General features: G+C 57.1%; 20 protein-coding genes. 11 read left to right on the plus strand and 9 right to left on the minus strand.

The window, feature by feature from the left end; translation table 11 throughout:
• The first annotated feature begins 263 nt into the window (after positions 1-263).
• On the plus strand, positions 264-926 hold the full coding sequence (locus QRX40_RS04615) for a helix-turn-helix domain-containing protein (protein ID WP_313836611.1): 663 nt from the start codon (positions 264-266) through the stop codon (positions 924-926).
• The gene (locus QRX40_RS04620; protein ID WP_313836613.1) at positions 923-2,182 is read left to right on the plus strand and encodes an MFS transporter; all 1,260 of its coding nucleotides are present in this window, start codon (positions 923-925) and stop codon (positions 2,180-2,182) included. The genes QRX40_RS04615 and QRX40_RS04620 overlap by 4 nt, the downstream gene beginning before the upstream one ends.
• A 114-nt stretch (positions 2,183-2,296) precedes the next feature.
• Here the strand turns inward: QRX40_RS04620 and QRX40_RS04625 are convergent, their stop codons facing one another.
• The 4 genes from QRX40_RS04625 to QRX40_RS04640 all read right to left on the minus strand — a co-directional run bounded on the left by QRX40_RS04625 (position 2,297) and on the right by QRX40_RS04640 (position 6,507).
• On the minus strand, positions 2,297-2,869 hold the full coding sequence (locus QRX40_RS04625) for an NAD(P)H-dependent oxidoreductase (protein ID WP_198179781.1): 573 nt from the start codon (positions 2,867-2,869) through the stop codon (positions 2,297-2,299).
• A gap of 121 nt (positions 2,870-2,990) precedes the next feature.
• On the minus strand, positions 2,991-4,328 hold the full coding sequence (locus QRX40_RS04630; RefSeq protein WP_313836617.1) for an ABC transporter permease: 1,338 nt from the start codon (positions 4,326-4,328) through the stop codon (positions 2,991-2,993).
• The gene (locus QRX40_RS04635) at positions 4,315-5,508 is read right to left on the minus strand and encodes an ABC transporter permease (protein WP_313836619.1); all 1,194 of its coding nucleotides are present in this window, start codon (positions 5,506-5,508) and stop codon (positions 4,315-4,317) included. The genes QRX40_RS04630 and QRX40_RS04635 overlap by 14 nt, the downstream gene beginning before the upstream one ends.
• 42 nt (positions 5,509-5,550) lie before the next feature.
• The gene (locus QRX40_RS04640; RefSeq protein ID WP_313836620.1) at positions 5,551-6,507 is read right to left on the minus strand and encodes an ABC transporter ATP-binding protein; all 957 of its coding nucleotides are present in this window, start codon (positions 6,505-6,507) and stop codon (positions 5,551-5,553) included.
• A 179-nt stretch (positions 6,508-6,686) separates the two neighbouring features.
• Between QRX40_RS04640 and QRX40_RS04645 the strand changes: the two genes are divergently transcribed.
• Together QRX40_RS04645 and QRX40_RS04650 are read left to right on the plus strand one after the other, a co-directional pair.
• A complete protein-coding gene (locus QRX40_RS04645) occupies positions 6,687-7,922 on the plus strand; it encodes a histidine kinase (RefSeq protein WP_313836621.1) in 1,236 nt (411 codons plus the stop codon).
• Positions 7,919-8,572 carry a response regulator transcription factor gene (locus QRX40_RS04650; RefSeq protein ID WP_313836622.1) on the plus strand — a complete coding sequence of 218 codons (654 nt, stop codon included), beginning with the start codon at positions 7,919-7,921 and terminating at the stop codon, positions 8,570-8,572. The genes QRX40_RS04645 and QRX40_RS04650 overlap by 4 nt, the downstream gene beginning before the upstream one ends.
• Positions 8,573-8,599: 27 nt before the next feature.
• Here QRX40_RS04650 and QRX40_RS04655 read toward each other — a convergent pair whose 3' ends face one another.
• A complete protein-coding gene (locus QRX40_RS04655; RefSeq protein WP_313836623.1) occupies positions 8,600-11,116 on the minus strand; it encodes a UvrD-helicase domain-containing protein in 2,517 nt (838 codons plus the stop codon).
• Between the two features lie 206 nt (positions 11,117-11,322).
• Positions 11,323-11,616, minus strand: a complete 294-nt coding sequence (locus QRX40_RS04660; RefSeq protein ID WP_045924523.1) for a hypothetical protein — start codon at positions 11,614-11,616, stop codon at positions 11,323-11,325.
• Between the two features lie 247 nt (positions 11,617-11,863).
• On the opposite strand from QRX40_RS04660, the gene QRX40_RS04665 reads away from it, so the two are divergent.
• Positions 11,864-12,454 (plus strand): xanthine phosphoribosyltransferase, encoded by a 591-nt coding sequence (locus QRX40_RS04665; protein WP_313836626.1) that lies wholly within the window; start codon positions 11,864-11,866, stop codon positions 12,452-12,454.
• 39 nt (positions 12,455-12,493) lie between these two features.
• Here the strand turns inward: QRX40_RS04665 and QRX40_RS04670 are convergent, their stop codons facing one another.
• The 3 genes from QRX40_RS04670 to QRX40_RS04680 all read right to left on the minus strand — a co-directional run bounded on the left by QRX40_RS04670 (position 12,494) and on the right by QRX40_RS04680 (position 16,044).
• Entirely contained in the window at positions 12,494-13,486 is a 993-nt protein-coding gene (locus tag QRX40_RS04670) for a D-2-hydroxyacid dehydrogenase (protein WP_313836628.1), read from the minus strand.
• 71 nt (positions 13,487-13,557) lie between these two features.
• Positions 13,558-14,730, minus strand: a complete 1,173-nt coding sequence (locus tag QRX40_RS04675) for an aminotransferase class I/II-fold pyridoxal phosphate-dependent enzyme (RefSeq protein ID WP_313836629.1) — start codon at positions 14,728-14,730, stop codon at positions 13,558-13,560.
• A 369-nt stretch (positions 14,731-15,099) separates the two neighbouring features.
• Positions 15,100-16,044, minus strand: a complete 945-nt coding sequence (locus QRX40_RS04680) for a sugar-binding transcriptional regulator (protein WP_313836630.1) — start codon at positions 16,042-16,044, stop codon at positions 15,100-15,102.
• Positions 16,045-16,199: 155 nt separating this feature from the next.
• Here QRX40_RS04680 and deoC point away from each other — a divergent pair, with 155 nt between their 5' ends.
• From deoC to QRX40_RS04710, 6 genes are all read left to right on the plus strand, one after another.
• Positions 16,200-16,850, plus strand: a complete 651-nt coding sequence (gene deoC / locus QRX40_RS04685) for a deoxyribose-phosphate aldolase (protein WP_267430489.1) — start codon at positions 16,200-16,202, stop codon at positions 16,848-16,850.
• Positions 16,851-16,944: 94 nt separating this feature from the next.
• Positions 16,945-18,315, plus strand: a complete 1,371-nt coding sequence (fucP, locus tag QRX40_RS04690) for an L-fucose:H+ symporter permease (RefSeq protein ID WP_313836631.1) — start codon at positions 16,945-16,947, stop codon at positions 18,313-18,315.
• Positions 18,316-18,329: 14 nt separating this feature from the next.
• Positions 18,330-19,346 carry an aldose 1-epimerase family protein gene (locus QRX40_RS04695; RefSeq protein ID WP_313836633.1) on the plus strand — a complete coding sequence of 339 codons (1,017 nt, stop codon included), beginning with the start codon at positions 18,330-18,332 and terminating at the stop codon, positions 19,344-19,346.
• 8 nt (positions 19,347-19,354) lie between these two features.
• Entirely contained in the window at positions 19,355-20,281 is a 927-nt protein-coding gene (gene rbsK / locus QRX40_RS04700; RefSeq protein WP_313836635.1) for a ribokinase, read from the plus strand.
• Between the two features lie 152 nt (positions 20,282-20,433).
• Positions 20,434-21,258, plus strand: coding sequence for an oxidoreductase (locus QRX40_RS04705; protein ID WP_313836637.1), 825 nt, complete (start codon positions 20,434-20,436; stop codon positions 21,256-21,258).
• Positions 21,259-21,509: 251 nt separating this feature from the next.
• A complete protein-coding gene (locus QRX40_RS04710) occupies positions 21,510-22,850 on the plus strand; it encodes a Shedu immune nuclease family protein (RefSeq protein WP_313836638.1) in 1,341 nt (446 codons plus the stop codon).
• The last annotated feature ends 329 nt before the right edge of the window (positions 22,851-23,179 follow it).

Below are 23,179 nucleotides of genomic sequence, written 5' to 3' on the forward strand. Positions count from 1 at the left end.
CGAGTCAGGCCTCTCCAATGCTTCACCGTGCCAAGCACGAACGACCTTGCGGCCGCCGACCCATTGATGGGCTGAGACTCCAGATAGGTTCACGCACAAACACGCAAACCAAGTGTTTATTAAACCACATGAGCCCGACCTGGGAGTAGATGTATGTTGTGCTATATTCATACCAACGGTCGGTATGATATTGATCCAAGGCAGGCAGACTCCCCCGACCGATCAACAACGACCCATCTCAGCGATCTGAAAGGAAGACGACCATGGCCCGCAACGCACATCCAGAGCTGACACAGGAGAGAATCATCGAAGCCGCCACCGAACTCTTCACAAGCCAGGGCTACGACAAAACCAGCATGCAGGACATCATCAATGCAACCGGAGGCTTGAGCAAGGGGGCCGTCTACCACCATTTTCGGTCCAAAGAAGACCTCTTCGACGCTGTGGCCGACAGGTTGATGAACACCATGAGCGAGGAGACCGGCAAGACCAATGCGAGGTCGAAGCAAGGCACGGCATTGGAACAGCTGCAGTCGCTCTTCTCCCCTGAGCGAGCTCGCAAGAGGCTGAAGGCCGCGGACCTGATGTTCCGCAAATTCAACCCAAAGGCCAATCCCAAGATGATCGGCATGGAGTTCACGGCCTTGGTGGATGAAAGGGATGACTTTGTCGACCTTTTCAAGCAGGGCAATCAGGACGGCTCAATGCACGTGAACCATGTCGAACAAACCACAGAGATTTTCCGGCTGCTAGCTAATATGTGGCTCCTGCCTTTCTTCCGCCAGGGAACACAGGCTGAGCTGCGCACCAGAGCCGCTTGCTTTTTCTCAATCATGCAGGGCTTGGGCATCCCCCTGGAGGATCAGGGGTTCTCCGACCTTCTGGCCTCCTTCGGCACCGAAGCCAAAGGCGAAGCCGGCATATGAACCCGCCCGATCAGGCCCAAACTTCAAGCAAAGGACTGCTGGCACCGCCATTCATTGCTCTTCTGACGACTGAGATTCTCTCCAATCTAGGGCAGACATGTTTGGTCTTCGCCCTTCCGCTTCATCTGCTGAACATCTCAGGATCAGTATCCCTCTATGGCATGGCCTCCGCTATGGCCGTCCTTCCATCCATACTCCTGACGCCTCTGGGCGGAGCTCTGGCCGACCGGCTGCACAAGCAGTCCACCATGGCAGTGCTGGACATTCTGTCAGCGTTGACTGCCTTCTTATATATCCTGATCAGTCACAAGATCGACCCGGTTTTTTTGACTGTGACCTGCATGATGCTGGTGAATGCCTACAGGGCCTGTTACAGCCCAACGGTGCAAGCAGCCCTTCACTGCCTGGTAGACAGCAAAGACCTGACCCGCGCATCGGCACTGGTTTCGCAGGCGATCTCCCTGGTGGGAATGATCGGACCAGTATTGGCCGGCATGGTCATGGGAATCTTCGGAATCATGCAGGTAGTCGGGGTTTCGGCCTCGGTCTGCCTTCTGTCGGCTGCCTGGATCAGGATCGCCGTCAGAATTCCCGAACCAGCACAAAGCCACTCCCAAGGCCCAAGAGCACTCGTGAGCCATCTGGTCGCGGACACGAAAACAGCTGCACAATTTCTGGTCAGGAATAGCAACCTCAAAGTGGTCATAGGACTCAGTCTGGCGGCCAACCTGATCTTTGCCTCCTACATCAACGTGGCCCTGCCCTATATGGTCACTCAGACGCTGGGTCTGAGCAATGCAATGCAGGGGCTGGCCGAAGGAATACTGGCCTGCGGGAGCCTGCTTGGAGCCATCTTGGTGTCCATCCGTCCAGACTGGTTCTATCTGCAACGGATACCCATACTGCTCTCGGGCAGCGCCCTGGTTCTCCTGCCCATTGCGGCAGGACTGCTTTTGCATTTGCCTACATATGCCCTCTTCGCCCTGGTAACCGGGTGCATGGCTCTGGCTGCGGGAATGGTGCAGACAGTCAACATCACTTCCCTGTCCTATGAGCAGATTCATACCCCTGCAATGCTGATAGGCAAAGTGATAGGGCTGACCAACAGTCTATGCATGTGCGCGATTCCGTTGGGGCAAGCCTCCTTCGGCCCGCTGATCGACCACTGCCCCATGACCTTGATCATCACTGGTGTTGTCATGGTGACACTGCTGACATGTCTGATTGCCAGACTGGCCATGAAGCCGGATGAATGATCAACGAGGTGAAGGCCTTTTGAATGCCGCGCCGGCGCTTTTTCGCCATTGGCGACCAAGGATCCATCGCTTAGCGACATAGACACAAAAGCGTCTCAATAAGGCTGACAGGCCTTACTTTGCTGAGGGGACTGTCTCGCAAATCCTCCGAGTGAAGGCGTCGCGGCGTTCAGGTGTATCAATCTTCGAATCTATGCAGCCCAGAATGCTGGCCCCGGTGAATTTGATACCGCAGAATTTCAGGATGGAGTACTTCCATCGGGTCACGGTGGAGCCATACATCTTGGAGACGAAGGCCGGCCCATGGCTGCTACTGATAATTTGCGCCGTCTTGCCTCTGAGCAGCCCCTCCGACTTAAGGCTGCTCTCATATCTGTAGGCAAATTGGGGCGTGAGTACCCTATCCAGCCAGCCCTTGAGGATGGCCGGTTCGCCCGCCCACCAAATGGGGAAGACGAAGACCAGATGATCGGCTCGTGCAACCATGTTTTGATAACGCTTAGGCGCTGATTCGTCCTCCATGTGCTTGACATAGCCGTAGCGAAGCACTGGGTCAAAGTCTTCCTGGCTGAGGTCGATCATTTCGACCGTGTGGCCTTTACGCCGGGCAGCTTGTGCATAAGCCTGGGCGTTGGTGTGGCTGAAACTACCTCCATAGGGTGATCCTTGAATAACGAGTATGTTCATATCATTTACTTCTTCAGTTGTGCTGCATTTGGTTTTGGCTCTATTCTCCAAAATTATTTTATATTCGGTAGATTACCGAAAGCAAAACCGTTGACAGAAAGATGATATGAATGCGGAAAAACTACCCGATCATACTGGGGTCGGAGCTGACGGGAGCGACCAGGGTGGCACGGGTGCGTGTAAGGCGTGAGACCATAAGGCCGATACAGGCATAGGCCAGAGCGAACAGGGCAACCACGGTCAGCGGCAGAGCCCAGGAGGCCAGACCTGCTGCGCTTGAATCCATGATTGATTGGACTGCAGTGTTGTACCACCAGCCCGGAGTCAGCTTGCCGATGGTCTGCATGACCGGAGGCAGGGGGCCGCCAGAACTGGACCCGGAGGTGAACATCACCACCAGGCCGAAGGTGACGCCTACTGAGTTTATGAGCGAAGAGGAGGGATTGAACTGGGCAAGCATGAATCCAAAGGATGCCGCCGACACAGCGAATACCAGCATGGCGAAAAAGCTCAGCAGCACCCTCCCCCAGCCAAGCGAAGCCAAGGACACCCCCGATGCCGTCATGCTGAAGGCAACGAGTGCCACATAGTATGCCCAGGAGATGCCTGCCAGAATGAGGGCTGCCATGAGCTCCTGTCCATTCAGGCTGCTTGACCGCTCTGGAGAGGCAAGCAGGCGTCGATGTCGGTCGGGAGAACTGAAGGCTCCGAAGAGCGTGGCAACGCAGACCGTCAGCGCTGTCATCAAGGGAAAAGCGGCCAGGCCGACTGTCGTAGCGAAGCCTTTCAACAAAGCTCCATGGTTATCAGTCTTGGGGCTGGCATGGATGCCCACATGTGGCTGGTTGCCGGCATAGTGGGCTACTGCATAGGCAGCCGCATCCTTGACCGCAGCCGGCGAGTGCAGATCCGTCGAACCGTTTTGGCCCAGACCGCTCAGCAAAGCAGCACGAAGAGCATCAAAATAACTGTCCACCTGCAATTGTGCCAGACTGCCACGGCTGGAATTGTAGGAGGCAGCCGTTTCAACCTTAGGGAAAGCAGTCGTCTTGCCGCCGCTGTGAGCTTGGGCAGCAGTGTCTTCAAGCGTCTCAAGGAACCGTTGTCCATATCCGGCTGGGATGATGACGGTCAAATCGCTTTTACTCGATACATTGGCGTCCTGCAGGGCCTGGGGCTTATCTTCGACTGTCACCAATCGGGCCGATTTGCCCAGATACTTCTTCAGACCCTGGCCCAGCTCGCAGCCAGCCTGGTTACCGCAATCCCTATTGATGACGACCACCTTCGCACGTGCGGGCTCAAAGCGACCAATCGAGCTTGAGGTGTTGGCACGTACCGCGGCCTGCACGTTCGTGGAGCCGATGACAATCATGATCAGGCTCATGCCCACTAGATACAGGAGGAGGTAGAACTTATGCGCCCAGACGACGCGCAGTGCTGTTTTACAAGTATTCATACCGTTGTTTCCTTAGGAGCAGACCACAGATGGCCAGGAAGATAGCGGCCATAATGGCCAGGATGCCGCAGGTGCGGGCGAAGGGTGCCAGGCTGTCGTAGTAGACGATGTCGTAGAAGAGGTTGGAGACCTGCTTGACGGGGTTGAGCAGATGAAAGATGGGAGCATGTTCCTGGATGGCATTGTTGAGGTCCATAGCCAGGCTGCCATAGAGGCCGATAAAGGCACTCAGCGTGCAGTCGATCGCTATTACCAGGCCGACCTTCGTTTCAGTGGGGAGTTTGGGAATGGCGCCCATCATAGAGCCGAAAGCGGTCGCCATAAATGTGCCCACGGCGATGGCTATGAGGGCTATCGGGTCGCGACCGCCGGTCTGCACGCCGCAGACTGTGCGGACGAAGATGTAGGCGACCATGAGGCTGACTGCGGAGAAGAGCCAGGAGGCCAGGAAGGCACCCGCTGCCTGCCGCCACTTGGGGCTGGGAGAACTGGCCCGTCGGGCTCCCAGGGCTGAAAGGTTGGGCTGGGTCCTGGCAATCATCTCGGCAGCGGTGCTGGCACCGATAAGGCAGGCCATGGCGAGCACGGCGAAGAAGTAGGGCGCGGTCATAGAAGGGTGGATGTGCGTCAGGCGGATTTGCCTGGTGTAGGTCGGTCCGCCGGACTGCAGCAGAATTCGGTTGCTTGGTGAAGCCATGGCTGCCCTTGCGGAGTTGGCTTGGTTGAAACTGCCCAACGAGGCGGACAGAATGGAGACCGCTATGCCTTCGGAGGCGGTGGCATCGGATTGGATGCTGGCGGCTTCGCGGTCGGACAGGACCATGTTGACCAGTCCGTCAGAGCCCGCGTACAGGTAGCCAATATCCTTCCGGCTATCCAGACGCGTGTTCGCTTCCTCCCTGGAAGCCACTGTCGTCGGGATAAGCAGCTGAGTGTCGTCAGACCCAGCCTTGGGCTTCTTCGATAGCGATGAGACCAGTTCGTCAGCACCTGGGCTGGCTTTCCAGTTGGCATCCGAGACTATGGCGAAGTGCTGTGCCTCGGCAGTGTAACTGTCTTGCAGGTTGCCTATGATGCCCAGCATCAGAGCGGCCAGAATGACCGGGAAGGCCAGGACCCAGAAGAGGGAGGAGGTGTTGCGTATCGAGGTCTTGACGTTGATCAGGAATGAGTTCCACATGGATAGGTGCTCCTTTACGGCAATCGAGCCTATGGACTGCGCTCAGTCGCGCAGTTCCTTGCCGGTCAGTTCCAGGAACACGTCGTTCAGGGATGGCGGACGGCTGGTCAGATGGCCGTAGCTGGTCTGGGTGGATTCCAGGACCGTCAGCACGTCCTGCAGGTTGTGCTCGCCCTGCCGGCAGTGGATGACCAGCTCCTTGCCGTCATAGTCGGCGGATTGGGCCAGGGGCAGGGCACGGATCTGGGCGAGCGTGGAATCCTGCAGGTCCAGTGTCTCGACGGTGACCTGCTCGCCGGCCTGGACCATGCCCTTGAGCTCTTCGGCAGTGCCCAGGGCGATCTGACGGCCGTGGTCCATGATCATGATGCGCGTGCAGATCTGCTCCACCTCCTCCATGTAATGGCTGGTGTAGACCACGGTGGCCCCTTGGGCGTTCAGCCGTTCGATGCCCTCCAGGATGGCGTTGCGGCTCTGGGGGTCCACGGCGACGGTGGGCTCGTCAAAGAAGATGAGGTCCGGCTGGTGGGCGATGCCGCAGGCGATGTTGAGCCTGCGCAGCAGACCGCCCGACAGCTTGCCGGGTCGGAACTTGCGGAATTCGCCCAGCCCCACGAAGTCGATGGCCTGCTCGACCAGCTCCTTGCGGTCGGCCTTCCTGGGCACGTAGAGGGAGCAGAAATAGTCGATGTTCTCCTGCACGCTCAGTTCGTTGAAGACGGCCACATTCTGTGGAACCACGCCGATATGGCTTTTCAGGTCGTAGGAGGTCGGGGTCATCTCCTGCCCGAATATGCGAACCGTCCCCGATTCGTAGCTGAGCAGTGCCAGGATGCAGTTGATGGCGGTTGACTTGCCTGAACCATTGGGGCCAAGCAGTCCGAATACCTCACCACGACCGACTTCCATGTCGAAGTGGTCCAAGGCCACCATGTCACCGTAGCGCTTCACCAATGCGCTGACCTTCAAGGCCGGCTCTTGCTCACGTGAACTGTTCATGATTCCATCATCCCAGCTACGGCTGGCCCAACACCGTGACAGCCGTCATCAATGTTGTGGATGGTCGAATCAGATCTATGACATTTGTCATGGGTGCTCCCGCATGTGGACAGGCGCAGGAAGGGGTAGCCCGCCAATTACTATTTGAGACAACAGGGCAACAGGGCGAGGAGACATTCATGGGCAGGATAGCTGGCTGGCTGGTCCTGCTTGGTCTGGGGACCTTATGCGGATCATGGTATGGTTCAGGGGTTTCAGCAACCCTGATCGCCGGCCTCCTGGCCTCTCTAGCCGCAGGAGCCCTGTGTGAATGGCTGCTGCCGGCGCCAGGTTCCATGTGGGGCGGCGCTCTGGTGTCGCTTTTGACAACGTTCATGCCAGTCTGGCTTTTCTTCCTGCCAGCCCTGGCCTTCGAAGCGGGGGTCGGACTCGGAAGCATCGTCCCGGCTACCGGATCGGCCGGCACGAAGGGCACTCAGACCAAGGACCCCGGGCTGGCCCGGCCCAGGCTGATCCTGGCCTTGCTGCCGGCTTTCTTTTGGCTGATACCCACCATGGTCGACCTCATACTGTTTACAGGCCTCGCCCAACGCTATGCCCTGCTGGCTTTGCTGATCTCAGCACTGGCGCAAGGCGGCGGACTGGCATGTGCACACTTGGCCGTGGCTAAGGGTCGTGTCTGGCAGATTGAGGACACCGAACGCTACCGGATTCGCCAACTGCACGGCCGAATCAACGACCTGGACGAGGAGCGGGCCCAGGCGACCCGGATGGCGCACTTATCCGAGCGGACCCGGATCGCTCGGGATATTCATGACAATGTGGGCCACCTGCTCACCCGAGCCATCATGCAGATCCAGGCTGGCCGGGTGGTTGCGCAGAGCAAGGGCGATCAGAGTGCCGAGCGGATACTGGATGATGTCGGCAAGACCCTGGACGAGGCCATGACCACAATCCGTCGTTCGGTGCATGACTTGGAAGATGCAGGCACCGACTTCGCATCCCAGATGGAGGATGCCAGCTCCGAGGCTTCTATGGGGCGGCTGAAGGTCGATCTGAACAACGGCATCGAAACAGCTCCCGCACCAGTGTGCCGCTGCCTGGCCACCATCGTCCGCGAGGCCCTTACCAACACGGTCCGCCATTCTTCGGCGAGTTCAGCGCAAGTCATTCTGCGCGACCTCCCGGCCTTCTGGCAGATGGTGGTGCAGGATGACGGCGGGTCTCAGCAGTCGCAGCCTGACAGCCGCGGCATGGGACTGGCTGATATGGAGGCCAGGGCCAGGGCCTTGGGAGGCACGGCCAACAGCGGCCCCAACCGACAAGGATGGAAGGTCTTCGTATCCTTGCCCAAGGAGCCCTGGTCCGACCACAGCGCAGCTGAGCATGGAGAGGATAGGAAGGTCATGGCATGAAAGTCGCTATCGCTGATGACGATCCGATTGTCTGCTCGTCCCTGTCAACGATTTTGACGGCAACCGGTACTGCAGACGTGATCTGGACAGCCAATGACGGCCAGTCAGCCCTGGATTGTTTCCAAGCGACTGGCGGCAGGCCTGACGTGCTGCTGCTCGATGTGCAGATGCCTGGCATGGACGGCCTGGAGGCGGCGGAGCGCATCATCGCCGTGGATCCGGCTGCTCGGGTGCTCTTTCTGACCACTTTTGCAGACAAGGAGTACATTTCCCGCGCCCTGGCCTTGGGTGCCAAGGGTTATGTGATCAAGCAGGACGTGGCCTCAGTGGTGCCGGCCCTCCAAGCCGTCATGGCCGGTCAGACGGTTCTTGGAGCTGAAGCCGTTGCCAACCTATCGCTTGGCGAACAGGAGGATCAGGCGCGAAAGGACCCAGCTGAGCCTGCTCCCCGGCGCTTCCAAACCCTGACTGACCGTGAACGTGAAATCGCCGCTCTGGTGGCCGACGGCCTCGATAACCAGGCCATCGCCAGGCGGCTCTATCTTAGCGAAGGCACCGTCCGCAATCACATCTCCGCCATCCTGGCCAAGACCAACCTGGCCAACCGCACCCAGCTCGCTGTGGAATGGCTGTCTGCACAAGAGTCGTGAGCATACAGCTTTTGGAGTCTCGATCATTCAGAGCTTTTCGATCGGCGCCAGGCGCAGCATCAGCCGCTTGGTTCCCTCGGAACCGAAGTCCACAGTCAGGACCGAGTTGTGCCCCTTGTCCTGAATGTCGACCACCTTGCCCAGGCCATACTGGTCGTGGGCAACCCTGTCACCCAGGGAGAAGTCCTGAATGGACAGGCCGTTCGACTTGGGCTGGGCCGAGGCCCTGCCAGCGTGTGAGGTTGACGACGGGCTTGTCGTGCTCCGTCGGGTCGTGACCCTTCCATTTCTGGAGGAGGAGCCGCGGGAGCCGTAACCTGATGATCCGAACGACCGCTGCGAGGAGGCCCGCGAGCGCCCGTACCCATTGCGGGATGAGCCGAACCCGCCGAATGAACGATGACCGAATGCACGGCCGTCGCTTTCATCCTCGAAGCCGCCGAATTCGTCCTCGTCGTCACCCAGGTCCCAGCCTGCGCGCATCCGCTCGTTGCCGGCCTGCCGACGCTTCCAGTCGATCAGATCGTCAGGGATGTCATCCAGGAACTGGCTGGGCAGCATCTCATTGACCTGCCCCCACTGTGAGCGGACGGCCGCCCGGGTCAGGTAAAGGCGCCGCTTGGCACGGGTCACGCCCACATAGGCCAGTCGACGCTCCTCCTGCATCTCATCGGTATCCTCCAGGCAGCGGGAGTGCGGGAAGGTTCCCTGCTCCATGCCGGTCAGGAAGACCACCGGATACTCCAGGCCCTTGGCCGTGTGCAGGGTCATCAGCGTCACCTTGCCCGAGTCGTCGCCCAGGCCCGGCAGCTGGTCCGAGTCGGCCACCAGCGCCGTGGTCTCCAGGAAGCCCGCCAGCGTCGCGTCGGGGGTCTTCTGCTCGAACTCGGCGGCCACGGACTGCAGCTGGCCAAGGTTCTCCAGCCGGGAGGCATCCTGCGGGTCCACCGACTTGCGCAGCTCGTCCAGCATGCCGGATTCCTCCAGAACCTTCTCAACAATCTGGGAGGGTTTGGTATCGTGCTCTGCGGCAAAGTCGGTCAGGGAGGTGATCAGATCCCTGAAGGCCTTCATCCGCTTGACCATCAGCGTGGAGGCCCCGGGCACCTCCTCGATATGCTGCACCCCCTCCCAGAAGGAGACCTGATGCAGATCCGCATAGGAGGTCGCCGCCGCCTCGGCACGTGCGGCCAGGCCCCGCTTGGGCACGTTGAGTATCCGTCGCATGTTCACATCGTCCTGGGGATTGGCGATGGCGTGCAGGTAGGCCAGGGCGTCCTTGATCTCCTTGCGCTCGTAGAAGCGGGTCCCGCCCACCAGCTGATACGGCAGGCCGGCGTTGATCAGCCCCTCCTCCAGGGCGCGGGACTGGGCGTTGGCCCGGTACATGATGGCCATGTCGGAGTATGGAATGCCCTCCTCGCTGCGCAACCGGGCGATCTCGGTGGCGATCCAGGCGGCCTCCTGCTGGGCGTTGTCGGCGGCATAGCCCACGATGGGCTCCCCCTTGCCCAGGGCTGTCCAGAGCTTCTTGGGCTTGCGACCCTCGTTCTTGACGATGATGGCATTGGCCGCATCCAGAATGGTCTGGGTGGAGCGGTAGTTCTGCTCCAGGAGGATGGTCCGGGCTCCGGGGAAGTCCTTCTCGAAGTCCCTGATGTTGCTGATGTCAGCCCCTCGGAAGGCATAGATGGACTGATCCGAATCGCCCACCACGGTGATCCAGGCCTGGTCCTGCTTGTCGGCATCGGCACCGGCCAGCTCGCGCATGAGCACATACTGGGCATGGTTGGTGTCCTGGTACTCGTCCACCAGCACGTAGCGGAATCGATGGTGGTAATACTGGGCCACCATTGGGGACTGCTGGAGCAGCTGGACCGTGCGTACGATCAGATCGTCGAAGTCGACCGCGTTGGCCTGGGCCAGCCGGTGCTCGTACTCGGCGTAGATCACGGAGTAGAGCTCCTCCTCGTTGCCGAAGCGGGCGGTGATCTGCTGGCCGCGCTGCCCGGGCCGGTAGTCGGGGGCGTACTCCTGCAGCTGTGTGCGCCAATCCTGCAGGTTGTTCTTGTAGTCGGATATGCGGCTCAAAATGTTTCTGGGGGTGTAGCGCTTCAGATCGATGTTGAGATCCTTGCCGATCAGTTTGATCAGGCGTTCGGAATCGGCTGTGTCATAGATGGTGAAGCCTGATCGCAGGCCGATCTCCTTGCCGTCCCGTCTCAGAATGCGCACGCAGGCCGAGTGGAAGGTGGACACCCACATGCGGTCGGCCACGGGCCCGATCAGCCTGCGCAGACGTTCACGCATCTCGGAGGCCGCCTTGTTGGTGAAGGTGATGGCCAGAATCTGGCTGGGCCAGGCGCCGAACTGACTGAGGATCCAGGCGATTCTGCGGGTCAGCACCCTGGTCTTGCCCGAGCCTGCGCCTGCTCCGATCAGCAGGGCCGGGCCCTGGTATTGAACCGCCTCGGCCTGACGATCATTGAGCCCCTTGAGCAGCTCCTTGGCGCTGCGCTGGATCAAGTCCGGTTCCTCGTTCACAAGCCACCTCTTGCCATCTGGTCTCGGTCACCGTCTCAGGCCGGATGGCGCACACCCGGCAGACAACTATTTCTACCACAAAGCGGTGTCATCGATCTTGGCTCATGGGTTAGCCAGCAGACGTACCAGCAGACATAAAAGACCCCGTCCGCCTTGAGAATAGGGAAAGCGAACGGGGTTTAGTCGGGGAAGTCGAGATGACCCAGTCAGTTGCGCACTTGGTCCTTGGCGTTGTTGACAGCCTCGGTGGCGCCCTGCTCAGCCTTGGCCTTGCCGACCTTAGCATCGGCCTTGGCCTGGTCCATCTTATCGGAGGCGGCGTCCTTGGCGTCGCCCATCTTGTCCTGGGCAGCGTCCTTGGCGTCGCCCATCTTATCGGCAACGGCGTCCTTGGCATCGGATGCCTTGTCCATAACGGTGTCTTTTACATCGCCAGCGACATCGGAAATCTTCTCGCCGGCAGACTTCATGGCATCCTTTGCATCATCCAGAATCCCCATATGGTCCTCCTTAGGTCCTTGAACGCACCGTGACGATGCGTGACCATTGCGGTCAATTTTCACTGTAACAGTCAGGGCCTTGAATCCGCGCATTGACGGGCTGACACGCCAGGAAGACACTCCAATCAGCTGGAGGTGAAACCTGGCGGATCAGGGCAGCCTGGCCACAGTCCCAGAACCGGGTTATCTTGGTGTCTATCCGTCGGGACCATAGGGGCCCCGCTTTCATGACGACAAGGACGATGACATGCAGGAACTTGAGGAGCGAATCCGCCGCCAGGGCACGGTCAAGCCTGGCAATGTACTCAAGGTGGACGCCTTCCTCAACCATCAGTGCGACGTGCGGCTCTTCGACCACATGGGCGCTGAATGGGCCCGCCTGTTTGCCGGTCACCGGATCGACAAGATTCTGACCATCGAGGCATCCGGCATCGGCATCGCCTGCCTGGCCGCCCGCCACTTCGGGGACGTGCCGGTGGTATTCGCCAAGAAGACCCAGTCCATCAACCTTGACGGCGACCAGTACACGGCCCGCATCTACTCCTTCACCAAGCAGCGTGAGTACCCAGTCATCGTGGCCAAGCGCTTCCTCAAGGAGGGCGAGCACGTGCTGATCCTTGACGACTTTCTGGCCAAGGGCAACGCCCTGCACGGTCTGATCGACATCTGCCATGATGCCAAGGTCATCATCGAGGGCATCGGCATCGCCGTGGAGAAGGGCTTCCAGGAGGGCGGCCGCACCCTGCGCAACGAGGGCTACAACCTCAAGTCCCTGGCCATTGTGGAAAGCATGGACCCGGACCGGGGCACCATCACCTTTGCTCAGAATACCGACTGAGTCGGTCGGAGTCCGGTCCGGGTCGCGGAGATAATACGGTCAGTCCACCTGATGCTCGCTGGTGCCGCCCTCCAGGATGGTCTTCACATCGTTCAGGGAGATGTTGACCATGGCGTTCACGGCAGCATCGGTGTAGAAGCCGATGTGGGGCGAGACCTCCACATTGGGCATGGCCTTGAGGGTCTCCAGGGCTTGGTTGTCGACCTTGGTTCCGCTCAGGTCCTTTTCGAAGATGCCGGCCTCCCCCTCGATGGTGTCGATGGCGGCACCGGCGATGGACTTGGTCTGCAGGGCCTTGATCAGTGCCGGGGTGTCCACAATGGGGCCGCGGGCGGCGTTGATCAGGAAGGCCGAGGGCTTCATGGCATCCAGGGCCTGTGCGTTGATCAGATGGTGGGTGGTCTCGTCCAGCGGCGTATGAACGGTGACGATGTCGGCCCGCTTCAAAAGGGTAGGCAGGTCCACGTAATCCAGGGTGTCTGCCAGCTCGGGGCGGTGGACCGGATCGTTGGCGATCACGGTGGAGCCCAGGGCCCGGAAGATCCTGGCCACGGCCGATCCGATCTTGCCGGCTCCGATGATCCCCACGGTCAGGTTGTGGATCTCGTGGGCCTGAAGCCCAGCCCAGGTATAGTCGTCCTTGGCCTCGCGAGCGCTGGCCTCCCCCAGATGCCGGACCAGACGCATGACCTGGGCCAGGACCAGTTCGGAGACCGACCGGGGCGAGTAGGCAGGCACGTTGGTAACGACCAGCCCGTTCTCCCGAGCGGCCTGCAGGTTGACGATGTCATAGCCGGTGATGCGCAGGGTCAGCTGCTTGAGGCCATACTCCTTGAGCCGCTGGTAGAGCTCGGGCTCGGGCAGGGCCGCGTGCTGCTGGATGACGATACCGTCGTATCCCTTGATCATGTCCACGGTGTTCATACCCAGATCGTGGTCAGTGGTATCCACCTGAATGTCATTGGCTTGCGCCCAGGCCTGAATGGCCTCCTGCTCGTCGGGGCGTACTGAATATATGAGAATGCTAGTCATTTTCTAGTCCTTGGTAACTGTCTTCGTTGATGGTTGTCAGATGGTGGTTGTCGCATGAATCGCCGGCGGAGTCACCCGCGATTTTGAGCGCGCATATAGTCGCCGATCCGCTCCACGGCGGTATGCAGATCCTCCATAGAGGCGGCATAGGAGATGCGGACGTAGCCTTCTCCCCCGGGCCCGAAGCTGGCTCCGGGGATTACCGCCACCTTGGCCTTTCGAGCCAGGTCGTAGACGAAGCTCCAGCTGTCGCGCATGCCCTTGGGCAGCCGGGCGAAGATATAGAAGGCCCCCTTGGGATCGATGACGTCCATACCCACCTCGGGCAGGGCCTTGACCAGATAGTCCCGCCGCTTGCGGTAGGCCTCGCGCATCGGATCCGTGTCATTCATCCCCTTGGTCAGAGCCTCCTGGGCCGCATACTGGGCGTTGGTGGTTACCGAAGTGATGCTGAACTCGTTGACCTTGCTGATCTGGTCAATGACGTCGGCCGGGCCGGCGGCGATGCCGACCCGCCATCCAGTCATGGCATGGGACTTGGAAACCCCGCCAAGAACGACCGTCTGCTCAGGCAGAATGGTGCCCATGGACACATGGGTGCCCTGGTAAGTCAGCTCGGCATAGATCTCATCGCTGAGCACGAAGAAGCCGTGCTTGCGCGCCACCTGGGCCAGTGCTTCCAGATCCTCACGGGCATAGGTCACCCCGGTGGGGTTGGTCGGATAGTTGAGCACCAGGGCCTTGACCGGACTGTCGCTGTTTTCGATGGCGGCCTCCAGCTTGTCCGGCTTGAGAATGAAGCCGTCATCGGAGGTGTCGACGAAGACGGTCCTGGCACCGCTCAGCTGGGCAATGGGGATGTAGAGCGGAAAGATGGGCGTGGGCAGGATGACCGTGTCGCCCGGGTTGATCATGGCGGTCAGGCCCGAGAAGATGCCCCCGGTGGCCCCGGCCGTAATCACCATCTGCGTGTCAGGGTCGTAGTCCAGCCCGTACTTGGCCTGAAGATAGTCGGCCGCCGCCTTGCGAAGGCTGGGCATGCCGCGACTTTCGGTGTAATGACTGTGGTTGTCCTGGATGGCCTGAATGCCCGCCTGCTTGACGTGCTCAGGGGTGAAGAAGTCCGGCTCCCCCAGGGTCAGCTTCACGATGCCGTCTATTCCGGCGATCTCCTTGTTGAACTCGAGAATGTCGCTCGGCGCCAGAGCTTTGACCCTGGCATTCATATGATCCGCCAATGTCATTGGCTTGTCCTTTCCCATGCGGTTACTTCAACCATTGTCGCTGGTGCTGCCCTACCGACTATGCGGTGACGATGCACGGGAAATGCTGTCGACGACTGCAGGGCCGGTGGGTTCCGATCCATGCAACCGTTCCTACAAGGCACGCGGCGTCACAGATCGAATCCGTGCCACCAATAGGTAAATCGTGTGCCCTGCATGCTGAAACCTCCTGCGGAATCTACAATCAGCATTAGCAATTAGCGTACAGCGAAGTTTCAGCAATCCAAAAAGGCGACCATTATTTGACCAAGCCGTTGCGTGATTATGGACGCGATAGGCATCTGAAGAGCCACACCAGACGGCGTAACCCCCTTAATTGCACAGACCCGCTCATTCCTCAAGCAGACGCATGGCAGCCTGGGAATCCGTAATCAGCACATTGGCATAGCCGCCCAGAAGCGCCGCACGCATGGATGCTATCTTGGAAGGCCCTCCCGCCACCAATATGGAACATGGCTTCTTGCGCAACCGATCAAGCTGTATCCCCACCGTTCTCGCGTTAATGCCATCATCCGCAATGGAGCCGTCAGGAGCTATAAATCGTGAAAGCACATCGCCGACAGCCTTGTGCTGCAGCATGGCAATCTCCCTACGGGAGAGATATCCCAGCTTGAAGAGCATGGCATCGTCACGAACGGTTCCGCAGGTAAACAAGGCGATATCGGTCCGATCGCCCTGACGAACAATCCTGTCTATAAAACGGTCCTTGAGCACAATATCCCGAGTCAATGCGTTGTCGAAAATGACCGGCAGGGGCAGCACTGTAGTGGTGGTGCCGAAGGCCATGCCGAATTTCAAGGCGATATCCGCGGCATAGTTGTTGAAGTCAGATGCGGAGACACTTCCCTTGAGCTGCACCACCGATACATCCTTGTGCTCATTAGGTCGCAGATGATCGGCTACAGCCTTGAGGGTCCTCCCCCAGCTGATCCCCAAACGGTCGTGATCGCCGACAATCTCCGCCAGATAATCCGCTGTAACCGCGCCTAGTCTATCCCTGATGGCCTCTTCGTCACCTGTCGAATCATATGACAGCCTGACATCTCGCAGGCCGAAAGTCACTTTGAGTTTTCTGGCCAGGGATTGCAAATCAGCATGAGGGTCCGCGATGATAACCCGAACAAGCCCTTCTTGCCTGGCGTAGGCCAGAAGACGCGAAACCGTCGGGCGAGAAACGCCCAGTCTGCGGGCGATGGCGTTTTGACCCAAGCCCTCCTCGTAATACCAGTGACAGACTGTGACAGCTTGATTCCTATGCTGTTCATCGTCGATCATGAAACTTCCTCTTCTCCTAGTCGTGCGGAAACAGCAGCCAATGACAGCGTCACGTCATGTGATGTTCGAGCTTCAGTTTTTGAACATATGTTCATATTAGCATTTTACTTCCGTGCATTGACTGTTACAGTGATGCCCACAAGGAGGTAACAATCATGCAGATCAATCGCCTAATCGATCACACGCTACTCAAGCCGGAGGCAACACTCGCTCAGATCGACCAGGTCATCGACGAAGCCCTGAACAATCATTTCTATTCGGTCATGGTCAATCCCTACTGGGTTTCCCACGTCCATGAGCGGGTCAAAGGTTCGGATGTCCTGACTGCCTGCGTCATCGGCTTCCCCCTGGGTGCCAACACCACAGCCAGCAAGGTCGCCGAAAGCCGGGAAGCCATCGCAAACGGAGCCGATGAGCTGGATATGGTGATCAACATCGGCGAAATGACGGGCGGTCGAGAGGAGCTCGTTGCCAAGGATATTCGTGCAGTCGTCGAGACCGTGCATCAGGCAGGAAAAGTCATCAAGGTCATCATCGAGACAGCTCTGCTTGACGATAAGCAGATCGCGCGGGCCAGCAGGCTGGTGGCCGACGCAGGCGCTGATTTCGTCAAAACATCCACTGGATTCGCCAGCCGTGGCGCCAGTGTGCACGACATCGAAGTCATCAAACAAGCAGTCGGCGACAGAATTCACATCAAGGCCGCCGGCGGCATCCACACCAGGCAAGAGGCTGAGGCCCTGATCAAGGCAGGTGTGGAACGGCTGGGCACCAGCTCCAGCATGGCCATCATCGGCAAGGCCTGACCTCGGCGTCCGGGGGCCGGCCCCCCGGACCGACTCTTATATTCTCGGCACACGCAATGCGGCGGCCACCGAATGCAAACCCAAGGAGGGGTTCATGCAATCAACAACCTTACAGAAGCGTCCAAAAGCATCCTTTCATCCATTCAGACTGCGCGCGCAGGAATTGGATGATGGATACCTGGACAGGACGCCGATGCTCCAGTACATCCTGCTCTCCTGTCTATTCCCCCTTTGGGGAGCGGCCGCCAGTCTCAATGACATACTCATAACCCAGTTCAAGACCATCTTCACCCTGTCCAATGTCGCCAGCGCCTTTGTACAGACAGCCTTTTATCTGGGCTACTTTCTGATCGCCATACCGGCTTCACTCATCATCAAGAAGACCTCATACAAGGTCGCCATCATGATCGGCCTTTCGCTATACACCATCGGCTGTTCGATTTTCTTCCCAGCCTCGCGCATGGCCACCTACGGCTTCTTCCTGATCGCCCTGTTCGCCTTGGCCTGCGGTTTAAGCTTCCTGGAGACCTCGGCCAACACCTTCAGCTCCCTCATGGGACCTAAGAAGTATGCCACTCTGCGGCTTAACATCTCTGAGACTTTTTACCCGCTCGGCGCCATAGCGGGCATATTGCTGGGCAAATACCTGATCTTCGGTGCAGGCCAGAGCCTGGAAAAGCAGATGGAAGGGCTTCACGGACAGGCCCGCATCACCTTCGGCGAGCGCGCCCTTCAACATACGCTGTTGCCTTACAAATACATCATCTTCGTCCTGCTGGTCGCCCTAGTGCTTTTCGCATTGACGCAGTTCCCTTCAGGCAAGCCCAGGGTGGATTCCACCAAGCAGCAGCCTCAGGCGCGCATCGGCGAGACACTGGCCTATCTTGCGCACAATCGCCGCTTCCTTTGGGGAATTTTCACCGAATTCATGTATATAGGAATGCAGACGGCTGTATGGTCCTTCACCATCAGATTAGCCATGGAGCTCAATTCCTCAATCAATGAACGTTCGGCATCGACTTTCATGATCTACAGCTATGTCGCCTTCTTCGTAGGCAAGGTGATCGCCAACTTCATGATGAAGTCCATGCACCCCTCCCGGGTCCTGCAGTGGTTCTCGGCATTCGGATTGGCTGCCCTGGTCTACATCCTCCTGGTGCGCAACATGAGCGCCGTCTATGCGGCCATCATCGTCTCGGGCCTGTTCGGACCCTGCTGGGCCACCATCTACTCGCAGACCTTGGATACGGTGACCGACAAACGCCATACGGAAACAGCGGGAGCCATCATCGTCATGTCCATCGTGGGCGGGGCCTTCATGCCTGTAGCGCAGGGATTCGTCGCGGACATCTCGAACATGTCCCTGTCCTTCCTCGTCGATGTGGTCTGCTTCGCGGTCGTCTGCGTCTATTCCACAGCAAAGATGCGCGCTTTCAAGGCTGAAGGCGCTCAGAAAAACCAATGAAAGGAAAACCAATCATGCAACAGCTTCACCTCAATCATGACATGTTCGGCCCGGCCGAGTTCACCCTCTATCAGGACGACGATTTCAAAGCCGTCACCTTCACCTACCCTTCAGGAGTTGAAGCGGTCCGTCTGGAGAACTCCCGCGGCCAGCTCACCGTCCTGCCCTATATGGGCCTGATCATCTGGGATGCGGTCTTCGACTCCATCAGCCTGAAGATGAAGGACATGTTCTCGCAACCCCTTCCCGGCACGGCCATAGCAGATACCTACGGCTGCTTCCAGTTCACGTCAGGACTCCTTGGCGGCGGAACCCCGGCCCCGGAGGACGACTACCAACTCCACGGCGAGGCCCCGACCAGTCGCATGGACAGTGCCTGGCTGGAATTCGGAGATGGGACCATGTCAATACATGGGCAATTTGAATATGTCAAAGGGTTCGGCGACCACTACCTGAGTAGGCCATCCGTAACATTGCACACGGATTCTGGTCTCTTCGACATCGGTCTGGAGGTCACCAACCTCTCCAACTATCAGGCCATGCCTCTGCAATACATGTGCCATATGAACTACGCCTACGTGCATGACGGGCACATGGAGCAGAACGTGCCTGACGAGGCTTTCCGTCTGCGCCAGACCGTTCCCGCCCACGTCCATCCCACCCCGCAATGGCTGGCCTACAACGAAGAGCTCAAGGCCAGCGGTGATCTGATCAACGACCTGAACGACGAAAGCCACTACGATCCTGAGATCGTCTTCTTCTCCCAGAACCTGACCAAGTTTACGGATGTGGCCGAGTTCCGGCTCCATCTGAATGCCGAACACAACTTCCTGACACGGTTCAGCACGGAGCAATTCCCCATCGTCACCCGCTGGATCCTGTACAACGCCGATCAACAGGTGGCGGCCTTTGCGCTGCCCGGCACCAGCACGCCCGAGGGCCGCGCCGCCGCTGAGAAGGCAGACACCCTGATCCACCTCAAGCCCCAGGAAACACGTTCATTCCTGGTCACCACCGGCCTGGAAAGGTAAGGAACATCATGGCTGACATCACCGTCATCGGTTCCAACATGTATGAGCTGACCACCTTTGTCGATCGCATGCCGGTGGAAGGAGAGACCGTGGAAGCTCCTGAATTCGAGATGGGATTCGGCGGCAAAGGGGCCAACCAGGCCATCGCCGCCGCCCGTCTGGGTTCACAGGTCAGCTTCATCACCATGGTCGGCAAGGACGAATTCGGCAGACAGCAGCTGGAGAACTATCGCAGCAACGGCATCAGCTCCGATGGAATCGGCATCGCCGATGGAAGCAGCGGCGTGGCGCCCATCTTTGTGGACACCAGCGGCGACAATCGGATCCTGATCGTCAAAGGCGCCAACAAACAGCTCACGCCTGCCGCCTTGGACGATAAAAAAGACCTGATCAAGGGATCGAAACTGGTCGTTCTCCAACAGGAGATCGCCTTGGAGACCAACTACCATGCCATTGAACTGGCAGAGGACTACGGCGTGCCTGTACTGCTGAACCCTGCTCCAGCAAATGACGATCTGAACATCGACTATGTCTCCAGAGTGGCCTTCTTCGCACCGAATGAGACCGAGCTGGCCACGCTCACAGGAATGCCCACAGGGACATTGGATGAGATCAAAGCCGCAGCACGGAGCTTGGTAAGGCGCGGAGTAGGCAACCTGATTGTCACCATGGGCGGCAAGGGCGCCCTATGGGTCAGCGCCGACCAGGAGCTGCTGGTGCCTGCAGTCACGGTTGAAGCCGTGGATACCACTGGCGCCGGAGATGCTTTCATCGGCTCGTTCGCCCACTACTACACGCAGGGCGAGGATGTGCCAACCGCTCTGGGGCACGCCAACAGATACGCTGCAATCAGCGTCACGCGCCGCGGCACCCAGAAGGCTTATCCAACAGCTGCCGAGCTGAACGACCTCCTGCTGGAAAGGGTGCAGGCATAAGGTATTCGTTATGGTCGCATTGCCAGGCGTGGACGGGTAGACCGCCCTCGTCTGGCTTTTTATGTCCTTGCAACGAAATGCCGTCATATACTGTGCCTCAAAGAAAAGCAGGAGCCACGATTCACAGACACCAGCCAGAAGGGGTGATAAGTATGACCAATCGAGTGGCGCTGGTCACCGGAGCCACTAGCGGCATCGGGTATGAAACCGCTGGCCTGCTCGCCGATCATGGATACAAGGTATATGCTGCAGGACGACGAGTCGAACGACTGAAGCCACTGGCCGACAAAGGGGTGACAGCCGTGCAGATGGACCTGACCGATTCTGCATCCATTCAGAAGGCTGTCGCACGAATTCTGCAGCAGGAAAAGCGGGTCGACCTGCTGATCAACAACGCCGGCTACGGCTCCTATGGTCCGGTCGAGCAGGTCTCCATTGGCGAGGTACGTCGACAATTCGAAGTCAACCTATTCGGCCTTGCCCGATTGACCCAGCTGGTACTGCCCGCCATGCGCCGAGCCAGATGCGGCCGAATCGTGAACACCTCATCCATGGCAGGCCGAATGGTCACCTATATGGGTGCCTGGTACCATGCCACCAAGTATGCCCTTGAAGCCTTCAGCGACGCACTGCGTATGGAAATGCGCCCCTTCGGCATCGACGTAGTCCTGATTGAGCCCGGAGCCATTGCCACCAACTGGGGCGCAATAGCCGCCGACCATCTTCTGAAGGTAACCCGCAAAAGCGCATATCAACAGTCAGGATCCCGAGCTGCTGCCGGGTTGCGCAAGCTGTACTCCAGCAGGCATTTGACCCAACCATCGGTCATCGCCAAAGCCATCGTTCGCGCCTCGACGGTACGCCACCCCCGTCCACGCTACCTTCTGGGCTTCGGCGCCAAACCTCTGGTCGCTCTTCATACCCTCCTCCCCACCCGTGCCTGGGACTACCTGATGATACATGCCAAAGACCTTTAAATGAAGAGTTAACCTGTTTGAACATCCGCACACGAATAGAATCTTTTACAATAAATTGAATTACTCAAAAATAAACCCAAGAACCTATTACCCATTACAAGTAACAACCGAGCCGGGATCCTTTTTTAGTACCTCATTTCATCTTTAATGAATTGAATTAAGACGAGTATATTTAAAATAAAAACGGAATATTATTTCTGACGTTGACAATTTCAATTACTATGCAAATGTCGGGTGATAACGGAGGCTTTATGTCTAACCTTAAGTTCCAAGAAGTTGGTTCCTCACTGATTCTGTATTATGTCGAACCTTTACGCGTAGAATACGTGCAGGCTAAGTTAGGCATTGCATGGGATGAAAATGAGCATCTGATCAAATACGACGACGAGACCATTCCTTATGAACTAAAGAGTATAAGGCCCGTGTTGCAAGATGGCTACTCCATTTCAATCAGAAGGGTCTTTAACTTCTCACAGAAAGATCTCATTGACTCGTTATCAACTCCTGAATATACAATGGCGTTTCGATTTGCGAGCATTGAGTTAAAAGGAAATGAAAGTTATTATCACATACCTGGCAGGATCTTAGATAGCACACAGGATATTTATATAACAACTGAAGAAAAAGTCAGCATCAAATTGTTCGCGGTCGGATTTGATCGACAAACGTCAGTATTCGAAAGAATTTCATCACTTATATCCTCAGAAGACTCAAATATTATTGTTGGCGGTTCTGCAGATAATTCAATACCATGGGATGTTTTTACAAATTTGCTTGAGCAATTTCCTACTACAGCACAACTCAAACACTATGGTGAGCTGCAAATAACTAGAATATTGGGAGACTACCTCACACCCAAAGAAGACTACGAGCAAATCTACAACAATTTTGTTCAGAGGAAAATCAAACACATAAATTCCATTGACGAGAGCGGTCCGATTGGAACTAAACAAATCAACCAGTTCCGGCACCAGTCTTTGCTTGAAGCTCGTAACGTTCTCGTACATGCTCTTGAGGAGAATAGCGATCAGCATGAAGATTACTGGCAAAAGATCATTCTGTCTATACTACCTGCTGTATATCCCCAATACATCGCCGTTCTGCGAGAAGCTGTTATTCCAGAAAAAATAAGCAATCACGGAAAAACCAATTTTCGACGGATTGATCACCTCCTCATCGATGCTTCTGGCAATGTGGATCTTTTAGAAATTAAATCGCCATTAGGAAAGAATAATCTCCTAATGAAGAAGACATATCGAGATAACTTCATCCCTGCTCGTGAATTGACTGGCGGAATCTCACAAATTGAAAAATATATCTTCTACTTAAATCATTTAGGTCTTTCAGGGGAAGAACGATTCTCCGATACATGTAAAAAGCGACTTGCTGATAATGGCATAGACCTCCCTGATGATTTTAAGCTTAAATTTCTCAATCCGCATGGCTTACTACTTATTGGCTCTTGCGTATTTACCGAAGATGAACAACGTGACTTCGATTTAATTAGGCGGCAATACTCACATGTTGTAGACATTGTTACTTATGACGATCTTCTAGATAGAATAGATAGAATTATCAATATAAAAAGTTAGTGCAATCTTAAAATATTCTCGCAAATCCGCTAATTAGTGCGATACAACTGACCTTCGGTTCAGAATAACACTCAAAAAAGCACAAATAGATACTAATCATTGTTGACAGGATTTGCTCTGTAGCGTGAAGGCATCCTTTACAGCTGTACTATACGTTCGCAATTTGCCTTCTGAACTGCTCTCTCTAGGTCATTTACAAAAAATAAGAAGCGATTCAAAGTAAATGAAAAATATAGAATCGAATAGTCTTAATTAAAGAAAATAAACTAAAAAGCAATAGCGGGGATAACTGTAGAATACTGCATTAACCTAAAATTCTTGGTTAATGT

This window comes from Bifidobacterium sp. H6bp9, assembly GCF_032193695.1.
Taxonomy (GTDB): Bacteria; Actinomycetota; Actinomycetes; order Actinomycetales; family Bifidobacteriaceae; genus Bombiscardovia; species Bombiscardovia kimbladii.